The following is a 15,162-nucleotide window of genomic DNA, read 5'->3' on the forward strand; positions in this document are numbered from 1 at the left end:
GGTCGGATTCCGTACGGGGGCAGAATTTCCGCCGAGCAGGGGACTCTCGACGAGGTGAACGCAATGAGCTGGGTGTATGGCTGCGGACGGAGTGGTGTGGTCGCTTCGTTGGCGTTGGTGGTCGGCCTGCTGTCGAGCGGGTGTGCGGGCTATGGCCCTGGAGGGCTGGCACCCGGGGTGGGCGAGGCCCAGGTGATCGAGCGGATGGGGGCGCCGACGGCACGCTACCCGCAGCCCGATGGCGGTGAGCGGCTCGAGTTCGCGCGCGGGCCGATGGGGCGCCACACCTACATGCTCGACTTCGATGCCGGCGACCGGCTGCTCCGGTCGGACCAGGTGCTGACCGAGCAGAACTTTCTCGACCTGAAGATCGGCATGAGCCGCGACGAGGTGCTGCAACGCATCGGCCATCCGTCGCACGTGCAGTTTCTGTCACGCCAGCAGCACCAGCTCTGGTCCTACCGCTACGAGACGCCGTTCTGCGTGTGGTTCCAGGTCAGCCTCGACACGTCGAACAAGGTGGCCGAGCTGGGCCACAACGTCGACCCCCAGTGCGACGACCTTTTCGACGGTCACATGTGAACTTGCCGGGCCGTTCCAAGAGCGAACGCCGGAGTGCGAAGTACGAAGCCCCACCCCATGAGCATGATCACCCTGTATGGCATCCCGAACTGCGACACCGTCAAGCGGGCCCGTGCCTGGCTCGACGCCCACGACGTCGGCTACGCCTTCCACGATTTCAAGAAGCAGGGCGTGCCGCCCGCCGCGCTGGCCGCCTGGGTGGCCGATGTCGGCTGGGAAACGCTGGTCAATCGCAAGGGAACCACCTGGCGCCAGCTCGATGCAGCCGTGCGCGACGGCGTTGTCGACGCCGCCAGCGCCAGCGAAGCGCTCAGGGCCCATCCTTCGCTGGTCAAGCGGCCGGTGGTCGAATGGCCCGGGGGGGTGACCGTCGGCTTCGACGAGGCAGCGTTCAGCGCCCGGCTGCGGCGCTGAGAGAGGAATCAGGCTGCGAGCAGTTGCCGCAGTACGAAGGGCAGGATGCCGCCGTGCTGGTAGTAGTCGACCTCGATCGGCGTGTCGATGCGCAGCGTGACGGTCACGGTCTTCTTCTCGCCGGTCGGCGAGGTGATCACCAGCGTGGCGTCCGACTGCGGCTTCATGTCGGCGTCGACCACCACGTCGACCACCTCGTCGCCGATCAGCCCGAGCGAGGTCCATGAGTCGCCGCCCTTGAACTGCAGCGGCAGCACGCCCATGCCGACCAGGTTGCTGCGGTGGATGCGCTCGAAGCTCTTCGCCACCACCGCCTTGATGCCCAGCAGCTGCGTGCCCTTGGCGGCCCAGTCGCGTGACGAGCCGGTGCCGTACTCCTCGCCGCCGAAGATCACCGTCGGCACGCCGGCGGCGACGTACTGCATCGCGGCGTCGTAGATCGCGAGCTTCTTGCCCTTGTCCGCGCCGTCGAGCTGGTAGAGCGTGTAGCCGCCTTCCTCGCGCGAGCCGTCGTCCTTGGGCGGCAGCATCAGGTTCTTGATGCGCACGTTGGCGAAGGTGCCGCGCATCATCACCTCGTGGTTGCCGCGGCGCGAGCCGTAGCTGTTGAAGTCGGCCTTCAGCACGCCGTGCGCGAGCAGGTACTTGCCGGCCGGCGTGGTCTCCTTGAAGGAGCCGGCTGGCGAGATGTGGTCGGTGGTGATCGAGTCGCCGAACAGGCCCATGATGCGTGCGCCCTTCACGCCGGCGTCGGCCACGGCCGGCTCCATGGTGAAGTCCTGGAAGAACGGCGGCTCGGCGATGTAGGTGCTCTTGGGCCAGGTGTAGACGTTGCCCTTCACGCCCCTGATCTGCTCCCACAGCTTGCCGGGGTCGCTCTTGACCTTGTCGTAGTTCTTCTTGAAGGCCTTGCCGTCCATCGCGAACTTCATCAGCTTGTAGATCTCGTCGCTGGTGGGCCAGATGTCGCCCAGGTAGACCGGCTTGCCCCCCTTGCCGGTGCCCACCGGCTCCGTCATCAGGTCCCGGCTCACGGTGCCGGCGATCGCATAGGCCACCACCAGCGGCGGGCTGGCCAGGAAGTTGGCCTTCAGGTTCGGGTGGATGCGGGCCTCGAAGTTGCGGTTGCCCGACAGCACCGCGGCGCACACCAGGTCGTTCTTCGTGATCGCCTCGTTGATCTCGGGCGTCAGGTCGCCGGCATTGCCGATGCAGGTGGTGCAGCCGTAGCCGGCGACGAAGAAGCCCAGCTTTTCCAGGTAGGGCAGCAGGCCCGCCTTCTCCAGGTACTCGGTGACGATGCGCGAGCCCGGCGCGAGCGAGGTCTTCACGTGCTTCTTCACCTTCAGCCCGGCCTCGACCGCCTTCTTCGCCAGCAGGCCGGCGGCCAGCAGCACGCCCGGGTTGCTGGTGTTGGTGCAGGAGGTGATGGCGGCGATCAGCACGTCGCCGTTCCTGATTTCCAGGCCATCGCTGGTGGTGAAGGCCTGGCCCAGCTTCTCGGCCGGCTGGTTGAAGCCGTTCTCCGCCGGCGGCTTGCTGAACAGCGAGCCGAACTGCGACTTCACGTTGCCGAGCTCGATGCGGTCCTGCGGCCGCTTCGGGCCCGACAGCGAGGGCGCCACCGTGCCCAGGTCGAGCTTCACGACCGCGCTGTAGTCGATGTCGCCGGCCTTCGGTATGCCGAACAGTTTCTGCGCCTTGAAGTAGGCCTCGAAGGCCTCGATCTCGGCCTTGCTGCGGCCGGTGCCCTGGAAGTAGTCGATGGTCTTCTCGTCGACCGGGAAGAAGCCCATGGTGGCGCCATACTCGGGCGCCATGTTGCCGATCGTGGCGCGGTCGGGCAGGGCGAGGGTGCGGGTGCCTTCGCCGAAGAACTCGACGAACTTGCCCACCACCTTGGCCTTGCGCAGGATCTCGGTCACCGTCAGCACCAGGTCGGTGGCCGTCACGCCCTCGCGCAGCTGGCCGGTGAGCTCGAAGCCCACGACGTCGGGCGTCAGGAAGTAGACCGGCTGGCCCAGCATGCCGGCCTCGGCCTCGATGCCACCCACGCCCCAGCCGACCACGCCGATGCCGTTGATCATCGTCGTGTGGCTGTCGGTGCCGACCAGCGTGTCGGGGTAGTAAACAGAGCCAAGCGCGCCGCCCTGGGTCTTGTGCACGCCGCGCGCCAGGTACTCCAGATTGACTTGGTGCACGATGCCAAAGCCGGGCGGCACGACGCCGAAGGTGTCGAAGGCGTCCATGCCCCACTTCATGAACTGGTAGCGCTCCTGGTTGCGGCTGAACTCCAGCTTCATGTTCAGGTCCAGCGCCTTGGCCGAGCCGAAGTGATCGATCATCACCGAGTGGTCGACCACCAGGTCCACCGGCACCAGCGGCTCGATCGCCTTGGGGTTCTTGCCCATCTTCGCCGCCACGTTGCGCATCGCGGCCAGGTCGGCCAGCAGCGGCACGCCGGTGAAGTCCTGCAGCACCACGCGGGCGACGACGAAGGGGATCTCTTCGCTGCGCTCGGCGGTGGGCTGCCAGTTCGCGAGCTGCTCGACGTGGGCCGAGGTGACCTTCTTGCCGTCGCAGTTGCGCAGCACGCTCTCCAGCACGATGCGCACCGAGACCGGCAGCCGCGCCACGTTGGGGAAGCTTTTCGCCAGCTCGGGCAGCGAGTAGAACTTGCCTTCCTTGCCGGAGGCCGTCTTGAAGCTCTTCAGGGTCTTGGGGAAGGCGTGCTGGCGGGTGGCTGGCATGGTGTCGACCTCGGTGTGTTGGCGTTGCAAACGATTATGCGGTTTGCATGCCAGTTCGGAATGACAGCCCGCACGCCGTGACGCCGCGCCCATTTGGAGGGCCCGCGTACGGCCCCCGCATTTCGCTCCATCGGGCGGGGACAGGGCGCTCGCCTCGACCGAACAATCGCTGCTGACCCCGGCATTCGAAAGGAGCAGGCCGTGCACAAGCTGTCGAGACGCGAACTGATGGGCTGGGCCGTGGCGTGGGCGGGTGGCGCCCGCGTTCGCCCGGCGGGAGCGGGAACGGTGCATGCGCCCGGTAGCGGTGCAGTCGCGCCCGCGATGCTGCTGGCACGGGAGGCCACCGTGGGCATCGGTCCTGCCGGCTACCTGGTCAGCGAGAAGTTCGACGGCATCCGCGCGCAGTGGGACGGCCGGCAACTGCGCTTTCGCGGCGGCGCCAGCGTGCCGGCGCCGGGCTGGTTCACGGCCCGCCTGCCGTCCGAGGCGCTGGACGGCGAGCTCTGGCTCGGTCGCGGCCGTTTCGAGGCGCTGGCGGCGATCGTGCGCGACCGGCAACCCGACGACGCGGCGTGGCGCAAGGTCCAGTACCGCGTCTTCGAATTGCCCGGCGCGCCGGGCAGCTTCGCGGAGCGGGCCGCGCACATTGCGCGGCTGGCGGCGGGTGTGGGCTGGCCGGCTCTGGTGGCGGTCGAACAGGTCGAGCTGGCCGACCGGGCGGCATTGCAGGAGCGATTCGCTGCGGTCGTGCAGCAGGGCGGCGAAGGGCTGGTGCTGCACCGGGCCGACGCGGCCTACGTCACCGGCCGCAGCGAGGTGCTGCTCAAGCTCAAGCCGGTGCAGGACGCGGATGCGGTGGTCGTCGCTCACCTGGCCGGGAAGGGCCGCCACGCCGGGCGGCTGGGGGCGCTGCAGGTGCGCACGCCGGAGGGTCTCGTCTTCGCCCTCGGGACCGGGCTCAGCGACACACAGCGCACATCGCCGCCGCCGCTGGGCGCGACCGTCACTTACACCTACCGTGGCACGACCGCGCGCGGCCTGCCGCGCTTTGCCAGCTTCCTGCGCGTCGGCGCTCCCTGACGATGTTGCCCGCGCGTCGTGCGCGGCTTGAGGTATGTTGCGGGCGATGAGCGAACACAGCTTCTACTGGCACGACTACGAAACCTTCGGCCGCTGGCCCCGGCGCGACCGGCCGGCGCAGTTCGCCGGCGTGCGCACCGACGCGGCACTGAACGAGATCGGCCCGCCGCTGATGCACTACTGCCAGCCCGCGCCCGATTTCCTGCCCGATCCCGAGTCCTGCCTGCTGACCGGCATCCTGCCGCAGGCCTGCCTCGAGCAGGGCCTGCCGGAGCATTCCTTCGCGGCGGCCATCGAGCGCGAGCTGGCGACGCCGGGCACGGTGGGCGTGGGCTACAACACGATCCGCTTCGACGACGAGGTGACGCGCCATCTGTTCTGGCGCAACCTGATCGATCCCTATGCCCGTGAATGGCAGAACGGCTGCGGCCGCTGGGATCTGCTCGACGTGGTGCGCTGCACTTATGCGCTGCGACCGGACGGCATCACGTGGCCGCGGCATGACGATGGTCGCGCCTCCTTCAAGCTCGAGCACCTGACCGCGGCCAACGGCCTGGTGCACGAGGCGGCGCACGACGCGCTGTCCGACGTGCGCGCGACCATCGGCCTGGCCCGGTTGATCCGCCGGCACCAGCCGAAGCTGTGGGACTTCTGCTTCAAGCTGCACCGCAAGGACGCGGTGCTGGCGGAGATCGCTGCTGGAACGCAACGCCCCTTCCTGCACATCTCGGGCATGTACCCGGCCGAGCGCGGCTGCCTCGCGGCGGTGTGGCCGCTGGGTTCTCACCCCAGCAACAAGAACGAGCTGATCGTCTGGGACCTCGCGGCCGACCCGAGCGAGCTCTACGGGCTCGACGCCGCCGCGATCCGCCAGCGCCTGTTCACCAAGGCCGACGAACTGCCCGAAGGCGTGACGCGTCTGCCGATCAAGAGCATCCACATCAACAAGTCGCCGATCGTGATCGGCAACCTCAAGACGCTGAGCCCGGCGATGGCCGAGCGCTGGGGCTTCGACCTGGCGCAGGCCCTGCGCCATGCGCAGACCGCCGCCGCGCATGACGCGCTGCCGCGCGAGCTGTGGGCCGAGGTGTTCGCCCGACCCGCGCCGGAGCAGGCGCCCGACGTGGACGAGGACCTGTATGGCGGCTTTGTCGCCAACACCGACCGGCGCACGCTGGAGCGGCTGCGCAGCTTGCCGCCCGACGGGCTGGCGGCGCAGCGCCCGCATTTCGAGGACAGCCGGCTCGAGGAACTGCTGTTCCGCTATCGCGCCCGCAATTTCCCGCAGACGCTGGTCGGTGACGAGCTGGCGCGCTGGGAGCAGCATCGCATCGAGCGCCTGCACCAGGGCGTGGGTGGTGGGCCGACGCTGGCGGCCTTCTTCGAGCGCATCGACACACTGAGCGAGACGGTCGACGAGCGCGGCCACGACATCCTCGGCGCGCTCTACGACTACGCCGGGCAGATCGCACCACCGGCGCCGTGACGCGCCAGGAGCGGGGACGATGAAGATCGGCGTGATGGGGGCGGGCGCGGTGGGCTGCTACTACGGCGGCATGCTCGCGCGGGCCGGGCACGAGGTGGTGCTGGTCGGGCGCGCCCTCCACGTCGAGGCGCTGCAGCGCCGCGGACTGCGCCTGCAGACGGCGGCCTTCGACATCGAGCTGCCGGTGCAGGCCAGCACCGAGGCCGCCGCGCTGCAGGAGGCCGCGCTGCTGCTCTTTTGCGTCAAGTCGACGGACACCGAGCTGGCCGGCCTGGAGATGCGCGAGCACCTGGCATCCGGCGCACTGGTGCTCAGCCTGCAGAACGGTGTCGACAACGCCGAGCGGCTGCAGGCGCTGGTCGGCGCTGCGGTGTGGCCGGCGGTGGTCTACGTCGCGACCGAGATGGCCGGGCCCGGCCATGTGAAGCACAACGGCCGCGGCGAACTGGTGATCGGCCCGACCGCGGCGCGCGGGACACCGGGCACGCTGGATGCCGCGTCGCTGGTGGCCTTGCTGTCGGCCGCCGGCGTGCCGGCCGAGACCAGTGACAACGTCGCCGGGGCGCTGTGGGCCAAGCTGGTGCTGAACTGCGCCTACAACGCGCTGTCGGCGCTGACACGGCTGCCCTACGGCCCGCTGGTGGCGCGCGAGGGCGTTGCGCGCGTGATGGACGACCTGGTCGCCGAGTGTCTCGCGGTGGCGGCGGCCAGCGGGGTGAGCATCCCGGGCGACGTGCCGGCCGCGGTGCGCCGCATCGCGCAGACCATGCCGGACCAGTTCTCGTCCACCGCGCAGGACCTGCGCCGCGGGCGTCCCAGCGAGATCGACCATCTCAACGGCTACGTCGTGCGGCAGGGCGAGGCGACCGGCACGCCGACGCCGGTGAACCGCTGCCTGCATGCCCTGGTCAAGGCGCTGGAAGGCGGCCTGGTGCTCGCTTGAAGCGCATGCCCTGGCGCCCCTTGCATGCGCTGCCGTTGCATGTCGTCAATGGCACGGGCGTCGCGCTGGGCGTCTGCCTGATCCAGGCGTTGGTGTCGGCGCTGGCCGGCACGCAGCCCGCGCTGTGGGCGGTCAGCGGCGCGGTCTGTGTCAGCCTGGCCGACCTGCCGGTGGTGCCGCGCCGAAGCTGGCGGCGCGTGTCGCTGGCGGCTTTGAGCACCTGCGTCGTGACGGCGCTCGTCGTCGCGCTGCGCGCGCACCCGGTGGCGCTGGGGGGTGTGGTCACGCTGGTGGCCTTCGCCTCGGCGATGACGCTGGCCTGGGGGCTGCGTGCCGGGCCGGTGTCCTTCGTCGGCATCCTCGCGATCGTGTTCGCGATGGCGGTGCCGCCGGTGTCCGGCTGGGCGGCGGTGTTCTCGCACACCGCGTGGACGGCGCTCGGCGCGGCGCTCTATGTTGCGTGGGCGATGTTCAGCTCGGTGATGCTGCAGCGCCGCTACCGTGCGCTGGCGTTGGCCGGCGCGCTGGACGGGGTGTCGGCGCTGCTGCGTGCACGTGTCGCGTTGCTCGTGCCGCCACCGCCGCAGGTGCCGCACCGTCGCAAGGTCTGGGGGCGCCGCGCGCCGGCACGCGGCAGCGATCCGGCCGCCGAGCGGCTGCGCGCCTGGATCCGCGACGAGACCGCGCTCAACGACCGCGTGCAGGCCGCGCGCGACCTGATCTTCGAGCGGCCCGACCGCGATGCCGAGACGCGCCGCCTGGCCGGCCTGCTGATGCTCGCGATCGACCTGCGCGACACCCTGCTGGCCAGCGAGCTCGATCTCGGCCTGCTCGGCGACGACGCACTCGCGACGTCGGTGCGCCAGCGGCTCGCCGCCAACCTGGAGGCGCAGGCCGGCGCGCTCGACGAGATGCAGGGCGCACTGCGCTACGACGATTCGGTGGCGTCCACGCACGACAGCGACGACCGGCCCTTGCACGCCTGGGTGGCCGGGCTGGCGCTGCTGGCCGGCGACCTGCGCGAGCGCCTGCTGCCCGCGCTGGCGGACCGCGCGCAGCACATGGTCGACGACCTGCGGCAGATGCGCGCGCTGATGCGCGGCGAACTGATGCCGCTGCGCCTGACGCGCGGGGAACTGAGCCTGTTCGTCTCGGTCGAGGGCTGGCCGCTTGCCGCGCTGAAGCCGCACACCAGCGGGCGCTCGCCGGTGCTGCGCCACGCGGCGCGTTCGGCGGTGGCGCTCGGTGCCGCCTATTTCATCGGTGAAGCTCTGCCCTGGGCCTCGCACCCGCACTGGCTGGTGCTGAGCGTCGCGGTGGTGCTGCGCGGCAACCTCGAGCAAACGCTGGCGCGGCGCAATGCCCGGCTCGGCGGCACGGTGCTCGGCTGCCTGCTGGTGCTCGGGCTGGCGCAACTGCACTGGGGCGGTGTGGCCGCGGTGGTGTTCCTGGTGGCGGTCGGCACGGCGCATGCCTTCGTCAACGTGCGCTACCTCGTCACTGCCGTGGCGGCCACCGTGATGGCCTTGCTGCAGGCTCACCTGGCCGACCCCGCGGCGGGCTTTGCCGTGACCGAGCGGCTCGCCGACACGGCCCTCGGTGCCGTGCTGGCCTGGGCGTTCTGCTACGTGCTGCCGTCCTGGGAGCGCAGCAGCCTCGCGCGCGCACTCGACCGCTTGCTGAACAGCCTGAATGTCCTGGCCGGCGAGGTGCTGGCATGGCCCGAGCCCGGGCGCAGCCGCACGAAGCTGGGTCTGGCACGCCGCGAGGCCTACGAGTCGCTGGCGGCGCTGGCGGCGGTGGCCCAGCGCAGCAGCGTCGAGCCGGAACGGGTGCGCGTGCCGTTGCAGGCCATCACCGACGTGCTGACCTACGGACAGGAAATGCTCGGCCACCTGGCGGCGATGCGCCAGATGCTCACGCGCCGCGTCGACGAGCTCGACCGTGGGCCGGCCGAAGCGGTGCTGCGCCGCGCCGCCGACGCAGTGGGGCATTGCCTTGCACGGGCATCGGCATCGGACAGTGGCGAACGCGCCATCGACACGCCGCCGGACGCCGGCCCGCTCGACCTGCCGAGCCGTTCCGCGCTGGTGGCGTTGCTGCCATGGTTCGAGCGGCGCTCGCAGATGACGGTGCGTGCCGCGCGCGGCGTGGCCGACGCGGTCCGGGTGCTGCGCGCGCACACCCGGGAACGCCGCGCCGCGGTCTGAGTCGGCCGGGGCGGCGCGCCGGCCGCCGACACGACCGGGGCCGGACACCGCGCACGCCAACAAAAACGGCCCGCGCGCGGCGGGCCGTGAATCAGATGAAGCCGGGCGTGATCAGACGGTGACTTCCTTCGCCACGCTCGCGTACTCGTCGATCTGGTCGAAGTTCATGTAGCGGTAGACCTTGTCGCCGTCCTGGTTGATCACGCCCATGTCGGCGTGGTACTCCGCCACGCTCGGGATGCGGCCGAGCTTGGAGGCGATCGCGGCCAGCTCCGCCGAGGCCAGGTAGACGTTGGAGTTCTTGCCCAGCCGGTTCGGGAAGTTGCGGGTGCTGGTGGACACCACCGTGGCACCTTCCTTGACCTGGGCCTGGTTGCCCATGCACAGGCTGCAGCCGGGCATCTCCATGCGGGCGCCGGCCGCGCCGAAGGTGCCGTAGTGGCCTTCCTTGGTCAGCTCCTGGGCATCCATCTTGGTCGGCGGCGCGACCCACAGCTTGACCGGGATGTCGCGCTTGCCTTCGAGCAGCTTGCTGGCGGCGCGGAAGTGGCCGATGTTGGTCATGCACGAGCCGATGAAGACCTCGTCGATCTTCGCGCCGGCCACCTCGCTCAGCAGGCGCGCGTCGTCCGGGTCGTTCGGGCAGCACAGCACCGGCTCCTTCAGGTCGGCCAGGTCGATCTCGATCACGGCGGCGTACTCGGCGTCCTTGTCGGCTTGCAGCAATTGCGGATTCGCGAGCCAGGCCTCGACCGACTTGATGCGGCGCTCCAGCGTGCGCTTGTCGGCGTAGCCGTCGGCGATCATGTTCTTCATCAGCACGACGTTGCTGGTGAGGTATTCCTTGATCGGCGCCGGGTTCAGCTTGACGGTGCAGCCGGCGGCCGAACGCTCGGCCGAGGCGTCGCTCAGTTCGAAGGCCTGTTCCACCTTCAGGTCGGGCAGGCCTTCGATTTCGAGGATGCGGCCGGAGAACACGTTCTTCTTGCCGGCCTTGGCGACCGTCAGCAGGCCGGCCTTGATCGCGTACATCGGGATCGCATGCACCAGGTCGCGCAGCGTGATGCCGGGTTGCATCTGGCCCTTGAAGCGCACCAGCACCGACTCGGGCATGTCCAGCGGCATCACGCCGGTGGCGGCGCCGAACGCCACCAGGCCCGAGCCTGCGGGGAAGGAGATGCCGATCGGGAAGCGGGTGTGCGAGTCGCCGCCGGTGCCCACGGTGTCGGGCAGCAACAGGCGGTTGAGCCAGCTGTGGATCACGCCGTCGCCCGGGCGCAGCGCCACGCCGCCGCGGTTGCTGATGAAGGCGGGTAGCTCGCGGTGGGTCTTCACGTCCACCGGCTTCGGGTAGGCGGCGGTGTGGCAGAAGCTCTGCATCACCAGGTCGGCGCTGAAGCCCAGGCAGGCCAGGTCCTTCAGCTCGTCGCGGGTCATCGGGCCGGTGGTGTCCTGCGAGCCCACGGTCGTCATCTTCGGCTCGCAGTAGGTGCCCGGGCGCACCCCCAGGCCCTCGGGCAGGCCGACGGCGCGGCCCACCATCTTCTGGGCCAGCGTGTAGCCGGCCTTCGACGCGGCCGGCGCCTTGGGCAGGCGGAACAGCGCGGACGCCGGCAGCCCCAGGAACTCACGGGCCTTGCCCGTGAGCGAGCGGCCGATGATCAGGTTGATGCGGCCGCCGGCGCGCACCTCGTCGAACAGCACCTCGTTCTTGAGCTTGAACTCGACGACGCTTTCGCCGTTCCTCAGGATCTTGCCGTCGTAGGGGAGGATGTCGACCACGTCGCCCATCTCGAGCTTGCTCACGTCGACCTCGATCGGCAGCGAGCCCGAGTCTTCCTGGGTGTTGAAGAAGATCGGCGCGATCTTGCCGCCCAGCGTGACGCCGCCGAAGCGCTTGTTCGGCACGAAGGGGATGTCCTGGCCGGTGGCCCAGATCACGCTGTTGGTCGCGCTCTTGCGCGACGAGCCGGTGCCGACCACGTCGCCGACGTAGGCGACCAGATGGCCCTTCTTCTTCAGGTCGTCGATGAACTGCATCGGGCCGCGCTTGCCGTCTTCCTCGGGCTTGAACGCCGCGCCTTCGCGGGTGTTCTTCAGCATCGCCAGGTAGTGCAGCGGGATGTCCGGTCGGCTCCAGGCGTCGGGCGCCGGCGACAGGTCGTCGGTGTTGGTCTCGCCCGGCACCTTGAAGACGGTGACGGTGATCGACTTCGGCACTTCCGGGCGCGAGGTGAACCACTCGGCGTCGGCCCAGCTCTGGATCACTTCCTTCGCCTTGGCGTTGCCCGCCGTCGCCTTCTCGGCCACGTCGTGGAAGAAGTCGAACATCAGCAGCGTCTTCTTCAGCCCCTCGGCGGCGACTCCGGCCACCTCGGCATCGTCGAGCAGATCGATCAGCGGCTTGACGTTGTAGCCGCCGACCATCGTGCCCAGCAGTCCGGTGGCCTTGGCCTTGGAGATCAGGCCGACCGCGAAGTCGCCGTGCGCCACGGCGGCCAGGAACGAGGCCTTGACCTTGGCGGCGTCGTCCACGCCCGGGGGCACGCGGTGCGTCAGCAGGTCGAGCAGGAAGGCCTCTTCGCCGGCCGGCGGGCTCTTGATCAGCTCGATCAGCTCGGCCACCTGCTTGGCTTCGAGCGGCAGCGGTGGAATGCCGAGCGCGGCGCGTTCGGCGGCATGTTGGCGATAGGCTTGCAGCATGAGGGGACTCCGGAGGACTGGGGGAGGAGGGGCAGGGACGGGAAAGAGGCGGGCAGCGGGGTCAGGTCATGCGGCGCGCGGCACGATGACCTTGAGGCCCTTGAAGTAGAGGCGGAAGAACTCGGCGTCGCGGGTGATCAGGCCGTTGCACTGAAGCAAGGCGTGGGCCCCGACGATGAAATCGGGCACGTTGCGCTGGCGGGTGCCGCCGCGCGAGCGGTAGCGGCGCTGCATCTCGCCGGCGCGCACCGCGGATTTCTGTTCGACGGCGCTGTAGGCGATGCCGATGTCTTCGAGCACCTGCACGGCGCGGTCACCTTCGTGGAGCGAGCTGCAGACCTCGGCCACGACCACGTCGCAGACGACCACCGGGCCGTGCGACAGCGCGTCGCGCAGGGCGGCTTCGGCCGTGTCGGCCTCGGGGCTCTCGCTGAGCAGCTCGATCAGGACGGAGGAATCGATCGCGATCATCGGGCGGCGCTGTTCAGCGGTCGACCGGGTCGCCGGGGGCGCGGCCGCGCACCGCGCGCAGGGCCTCGTCGACCGAGGCGAAACCGTCGAGCTTGAACTTGCCGCGGGCGCGCGAAATGGCGTCGTCGACGTTCTTGCGCAGGATGATGCGCCCGCCGTCGAGTTCGACCTTCAGCTGCGTGCCCTTGACCAGCCCGAGGGCGTCACGCACGGCCTTGGGCAGCGTGATCTGCCCGCGCTCTGCAACGGTGGCTTCCATGCGGGCTCCGGTGAATCTGCGTCGGTCGGTATGCATGAAGTATACATACCGAAGACTGCGTATTCAACGGCTCGGTCCGTCGGAGCCTCTTGCGGCAGCCCCGGTGCATCGGGGCTGCGGGTGGAGTGCGGCGTCGCCCCGAAAGGTCGACGCCGCAGCATCGGGTGGGTCAGCGCGCTGCGGCGGTGACGGCGGCCACGGCCGCACGCTGTTCCGCGAGGGTGCAGCCGTCGACCATGCGCTGGCCGATCTTCTGGTTCATCATCATCGACTTGACCGGGATCTGCAGCCACACGATGCCGCTGCGCTTGTCCTCGAGCCGCACGGCACCGGTGGTCGTTTCCTGCGGCGTCATCGTGTACGCCACCTTGTTGAACGCCACGGTGAAGTGGCCGGGCTTGTCCTGCACCGGGGTCACGCTGACGGTCTGGTTGAACTCGCACTGCGCGGTGCCGGTCAGCACGCGGTTGGAGATCGTCAACTGGTTGTCGCTGATGGTCTCGGTCACCTCGGTGGCCAGCGCCAGGCCCTTGGCTTCGGACTTCAATTCCTTGCGCGATTGCGAAGCCGGCTTCTTGGCGGGCGTCGACTTGGTCGCGGCCGGCGCGGCAGCGGTCTGCGTCTGCGCCAGCGCGATGCTCCCGGTGGTGAGCAGGCCGGCAAACAACAGGGGCAGGGCCAGGGGGGTGATGCGGCTCATCGAAGTCTCCAAGCGGGTATGAAAGTATCGATTGTCGGACCCGGGGCGGTCAGCTTCGTTGCAAGTTGCATCACTGCCGTGTCAGGCCGGCTGCGTCGATGCCGCGCATCCGGCGCCGCTGCCGGCGCCTCGCGGCTCGCCCGGCTGGGCTGCGGGCCGCCGAAGCAGCGGCAGGGGAGCGCCGCCGCTCGTGTGCGACATCACGAAGCCGAGGGTCGCCGATGTGTTCGATCCGGCGAAGCTGTGCTAAGTCTGGCGACGCGATCCGGGTCGCGCAGTGGGCGGCGGCCCGCCGCGTCGATAGGCGTCGCGATGGCAGCAATGTTCGACTGGTTGCAGGCTGTTGGTCCGTCGCGACAAATGCTGCTCGCCAGGCGCCGGATCAGCGGTCGGCCGTGCACTCACGCCGCCGCCGTGCCGCCGACCACCAGCCGCGTGGCGCCGGGCTGCTCGATGACGAGATCGGACGCCGCGTGTGCCACGCAGGGCAGGATGTTTTTCGCCGCCTTTTCTTCCGCACTGAGGCCCGGCCATTCGATGCGGTACGCGACATCGCCGCTGCGAGACTCGCACAGGCAGGTGCGGCAGGTGCCGTTGCGGCAGGAACTGGGCAGCCTGATCCCGGCTCGCTGCGCGGCGATCAGCACGGGCAGCGAAGCCGGGGCCTCGAACTCCCAGCCCGCCGGCTCGACGCGCACCGTGAAGACCGCGTCGTCGCCGCTCATGGCGGTACGCCGGCGGCGGCCGTGTTGCACCGCTCGAACAGCAGCACGAGGTTGTTGGCCGGCATGGACACCCGCTCGCGCAGGCGCAGGCCTGCGGCATCTGCCGCGGCGGCCACGTCCTCCAGCCGACGCAGGCCCCAGGCCGGGTCGCGCCGGCGCAGGTCGGCATCGAACGCGAGGTTGGAGGGGGCCGTGCGTTCGCCGTCGACCAGGTAGGGCCCGTAGGTGATCAGCAGGCCCTGCGGCGACAGATGCCGCGCGGCACCGCGCATCAGGCCGAGGCAGGCCGCCCAGGGAGCGATGTGCAGCAGGTTGGCGCAGTAGAGGGCATCGACCGGCCGCGGCGCGCCCGGCCAGTCGGCCGCGGTCACGTCCAGGCGCAAGGGCGCGCGCAGCCCGGGCGGGCAAGCGTCGCTCGCGTACGCGCTGATCGAGGCCAGGGACGCGTCGTCCGCATCGGTCGGCTGCCAGGTCCAGCCAGGCAGGCCGGCCGCGAAGTGCACCGCGTGCTGGCCGGTGCCGCTGGCGATCTCCAGCGCCACGCCCTGCGCCGGCAGAGTGCGCAGCAGCAGTTCGAGGATGTGCTGCTTGTTGCGGTCAGCGGCGGGGCTGTGCTGGCGGAGGTCGTCTTGGGGCATGCTGCCGACGGTGGGTGGTGTTGCGGGCCGTGGCGCGGCCGGCGCCATCGATGTGGCGACTCTAGCCGGACTGTCGCGAAAGGGCGGCCGGCCCGGCATCTGGCCCGTCATTGGAGAATGCGGCGGCGAGTCGCAGCGCGTCGCCATGAAACGGCAGCGCTTGCGTATGGGGCCGGCGCAGGCCTCCGCAACCCCTAG

13 protein-coding genes are annotated in these 15,162 nt (G+C 70.0%); 6 read left to right on the forward strand and 7 right to left on the reverse strand.

The features are described 5' to 3' along the window. Positions 1–63 precede the first annotated feature (63 nt). Both ACQY9S_RS03490 and ACQY9S_RS03495 read left to right on the forward strand, forming a co-directional pair. Positions 64–582: a hypothetical protein gene (locus tag ACQY9S_RS03490; RefSeq protein WP_428423180.1), complete on the forward strand. Its 519-nt coding sequence runs from the start codon at positions 64–66 to the stop codon at positions 580–582. Positions 583–645: 63 nt separating this feature from the next. Continuing rightward, positions 646–996 carry an arsenate reductase gene (locus ACQY9S_RS03495; RefSeq protein WP_428425571.1) on the forward strand — a complete coding sequence of 117 codons (351 nt, stop codon included), beginning with the start codon at positions 646–648 and terminating at the stop codon, positions 994–996. Positions 997–1,004: 8 nt separating this feature from the next. On the opposite strand, the gene acnA is transcribed toward ACQY9S_RS03495, so the two are convergent. Further along, on the reverse strand, positions 1,005–3,746 hold the full coding sequence (gene acnA, locus ACQY9S_RS03500; protein WP_428423181.1) for an aconitate hydratase AcnA: 2,742 nt from the start codon (positions 3,744–3,746) through the stop codon (positions 1,005–1,007). 201 nt (positions 3,747–3,947) lie between these two features. Between acnA and ACQY9S_RS03505 the strand changes: the two genes are divergently transcribed. Genes ACQY9S_RS03505 through ACQY9S_RS03520 form a run of 4 tightly spaced genes read left to right on the forward strand, consistent with a single transcriptional unit; the run spans position 3,948 to position 9,468 of the window. Next, entirely contained in the window at positions 3,948–4,829 is an 882-nt protein-coding gene (locus ACQY9S_RS03505) for a DNA ligase (RefSeq protein WP_428423182.1), read from the forward strand. Positions 4,830–4,875: 46 nt separating this feature from the next. Next, entirely contained in the window at positions 4,876–6,315 is a 1,440-nt protein-coding gene (gene sbcB, locus ACQY9S_RS03510; RefSeq protein WP_428423183.1) for an exodeoxyribonuclease I, read from the forward strand. A gap of 19 nt (positions 6,316–6,334) precedes the next feature. Next, the gene (locus ACQY9S_RS03515; protein WP_428423184.1) at positions 6,335–7,258 is read left to right on the forward strand and encodes a ketopantoate reductase family protein; all 924 of its coding nucleotides are present in this window, start codon (positions 6,335–6,337) and stop codon (positions 7,256–7,258) included. Positions 7,259–7,263: 5 nt separating this feature from the next. Then, complete coding sequence (locus tag ACQY9S_RS03520) at positions 7,264–9,468, forward strand: FUSC family protein (RefSeq protein WP_428423185.1); 2,205 nt, start codon at positions 7,264–7,266, stop codon at positions 9,466–9,468. Positions 9,469–9,579: 111 nt separating this feature from the next. Here the strand turns inward: ACQY9S_RS03520 and acnB are convergent, their stop codons facing one another. From acnB to ACQY9S_RS03550, 6 genes are all read right to left on the reverse strand, one after another. Further along, positions 9,580–12,171: a bifunctional aconitate hydratase 2/2-methylisocitrate dehydratase gene (gene acnB, locus ACQY9S_RS03525; RefSeq protein WP_428423186.1), complete on the reverse strand. Its 2,592-nt coding sequence runs from the start codon at positions 12,169–12,171 to the stop codon at positions 9,580–9,582. A gap of 66 nt (positions 12,172–12,237) precedes the next feature. Beyond that, on the reverse strand, positions 12,238–12,642 hold the full coding sequence (locus ACQY9S_RS03530; RefSeq protein WP_428423187.1) for a type II toxin-antitoxin system VapC family toxin: 405 nt from the start codon (positions 12,640–12,642) through the stop codon (positions 12,238–12,240). 13 nt (positions 12,643–12,655) lie between these two features. Further along, positions 12,656–12,901, reverse strand: coding sequence for an AbrB/MazE/SpoVT family DNA-binding domain-containing protein (locus ACQY9S_RS03535; RefSeq protein ID WP_056321981.1), 246 nt, complete (start codon positions 12,899–12,901; stop codon positions 12,656–12,658). A 169-nt stretch (positions 12,902–13,070) separates the two neighbouring features. Next, positions 13,071–13,601, reverse strand: a complete 531-nt coding sequence (locus tag ACQY9S_RS03540; RefSeq protein WP_428423188.1) for a hypothetical protein — start codon at positions 13,599–13,601, stop codon at positions 13,071–13,073. Positions 13,602–14,002: 401 nt separating this feature from the next. Beyond that, a complete protein-coding gene (locus tag ACQY9S_RS03545; protein WP_428423189.1) occupies positions 14,003–14,326 on the reverse strand; it encodes a 2Fe-2S iron-sulfur cluster-binding protein in 324 nt (107 codons plus the stop codon). Then, positions 14,323–14,964 (reverse strand): DUF938 domain-containing protein, encoded by a 642-nt coding sequence (locus tag ACQY9S_RS03550; protein ID WP_428423190.1) that lies wholly within the window; start codon positions 14,962–14,964, stop codon positions 14,323–14,325. The genes ACQY9S_RS03545 and ACQY9S_RS03550 overlap by 4 nt, the downstream gene beginning before the upstream one ends. Positions 14,965–15,162 lie beyond the last annotated feature (198 nt).

This window comes from Methylibium sp., from assembly GCF_965279545.1.
Lineage (GTDB): Bacteria > Pseudomonadota > Gammaproteobacteria > Burkholderiales > Burkholderiaceae_C > Methylibium.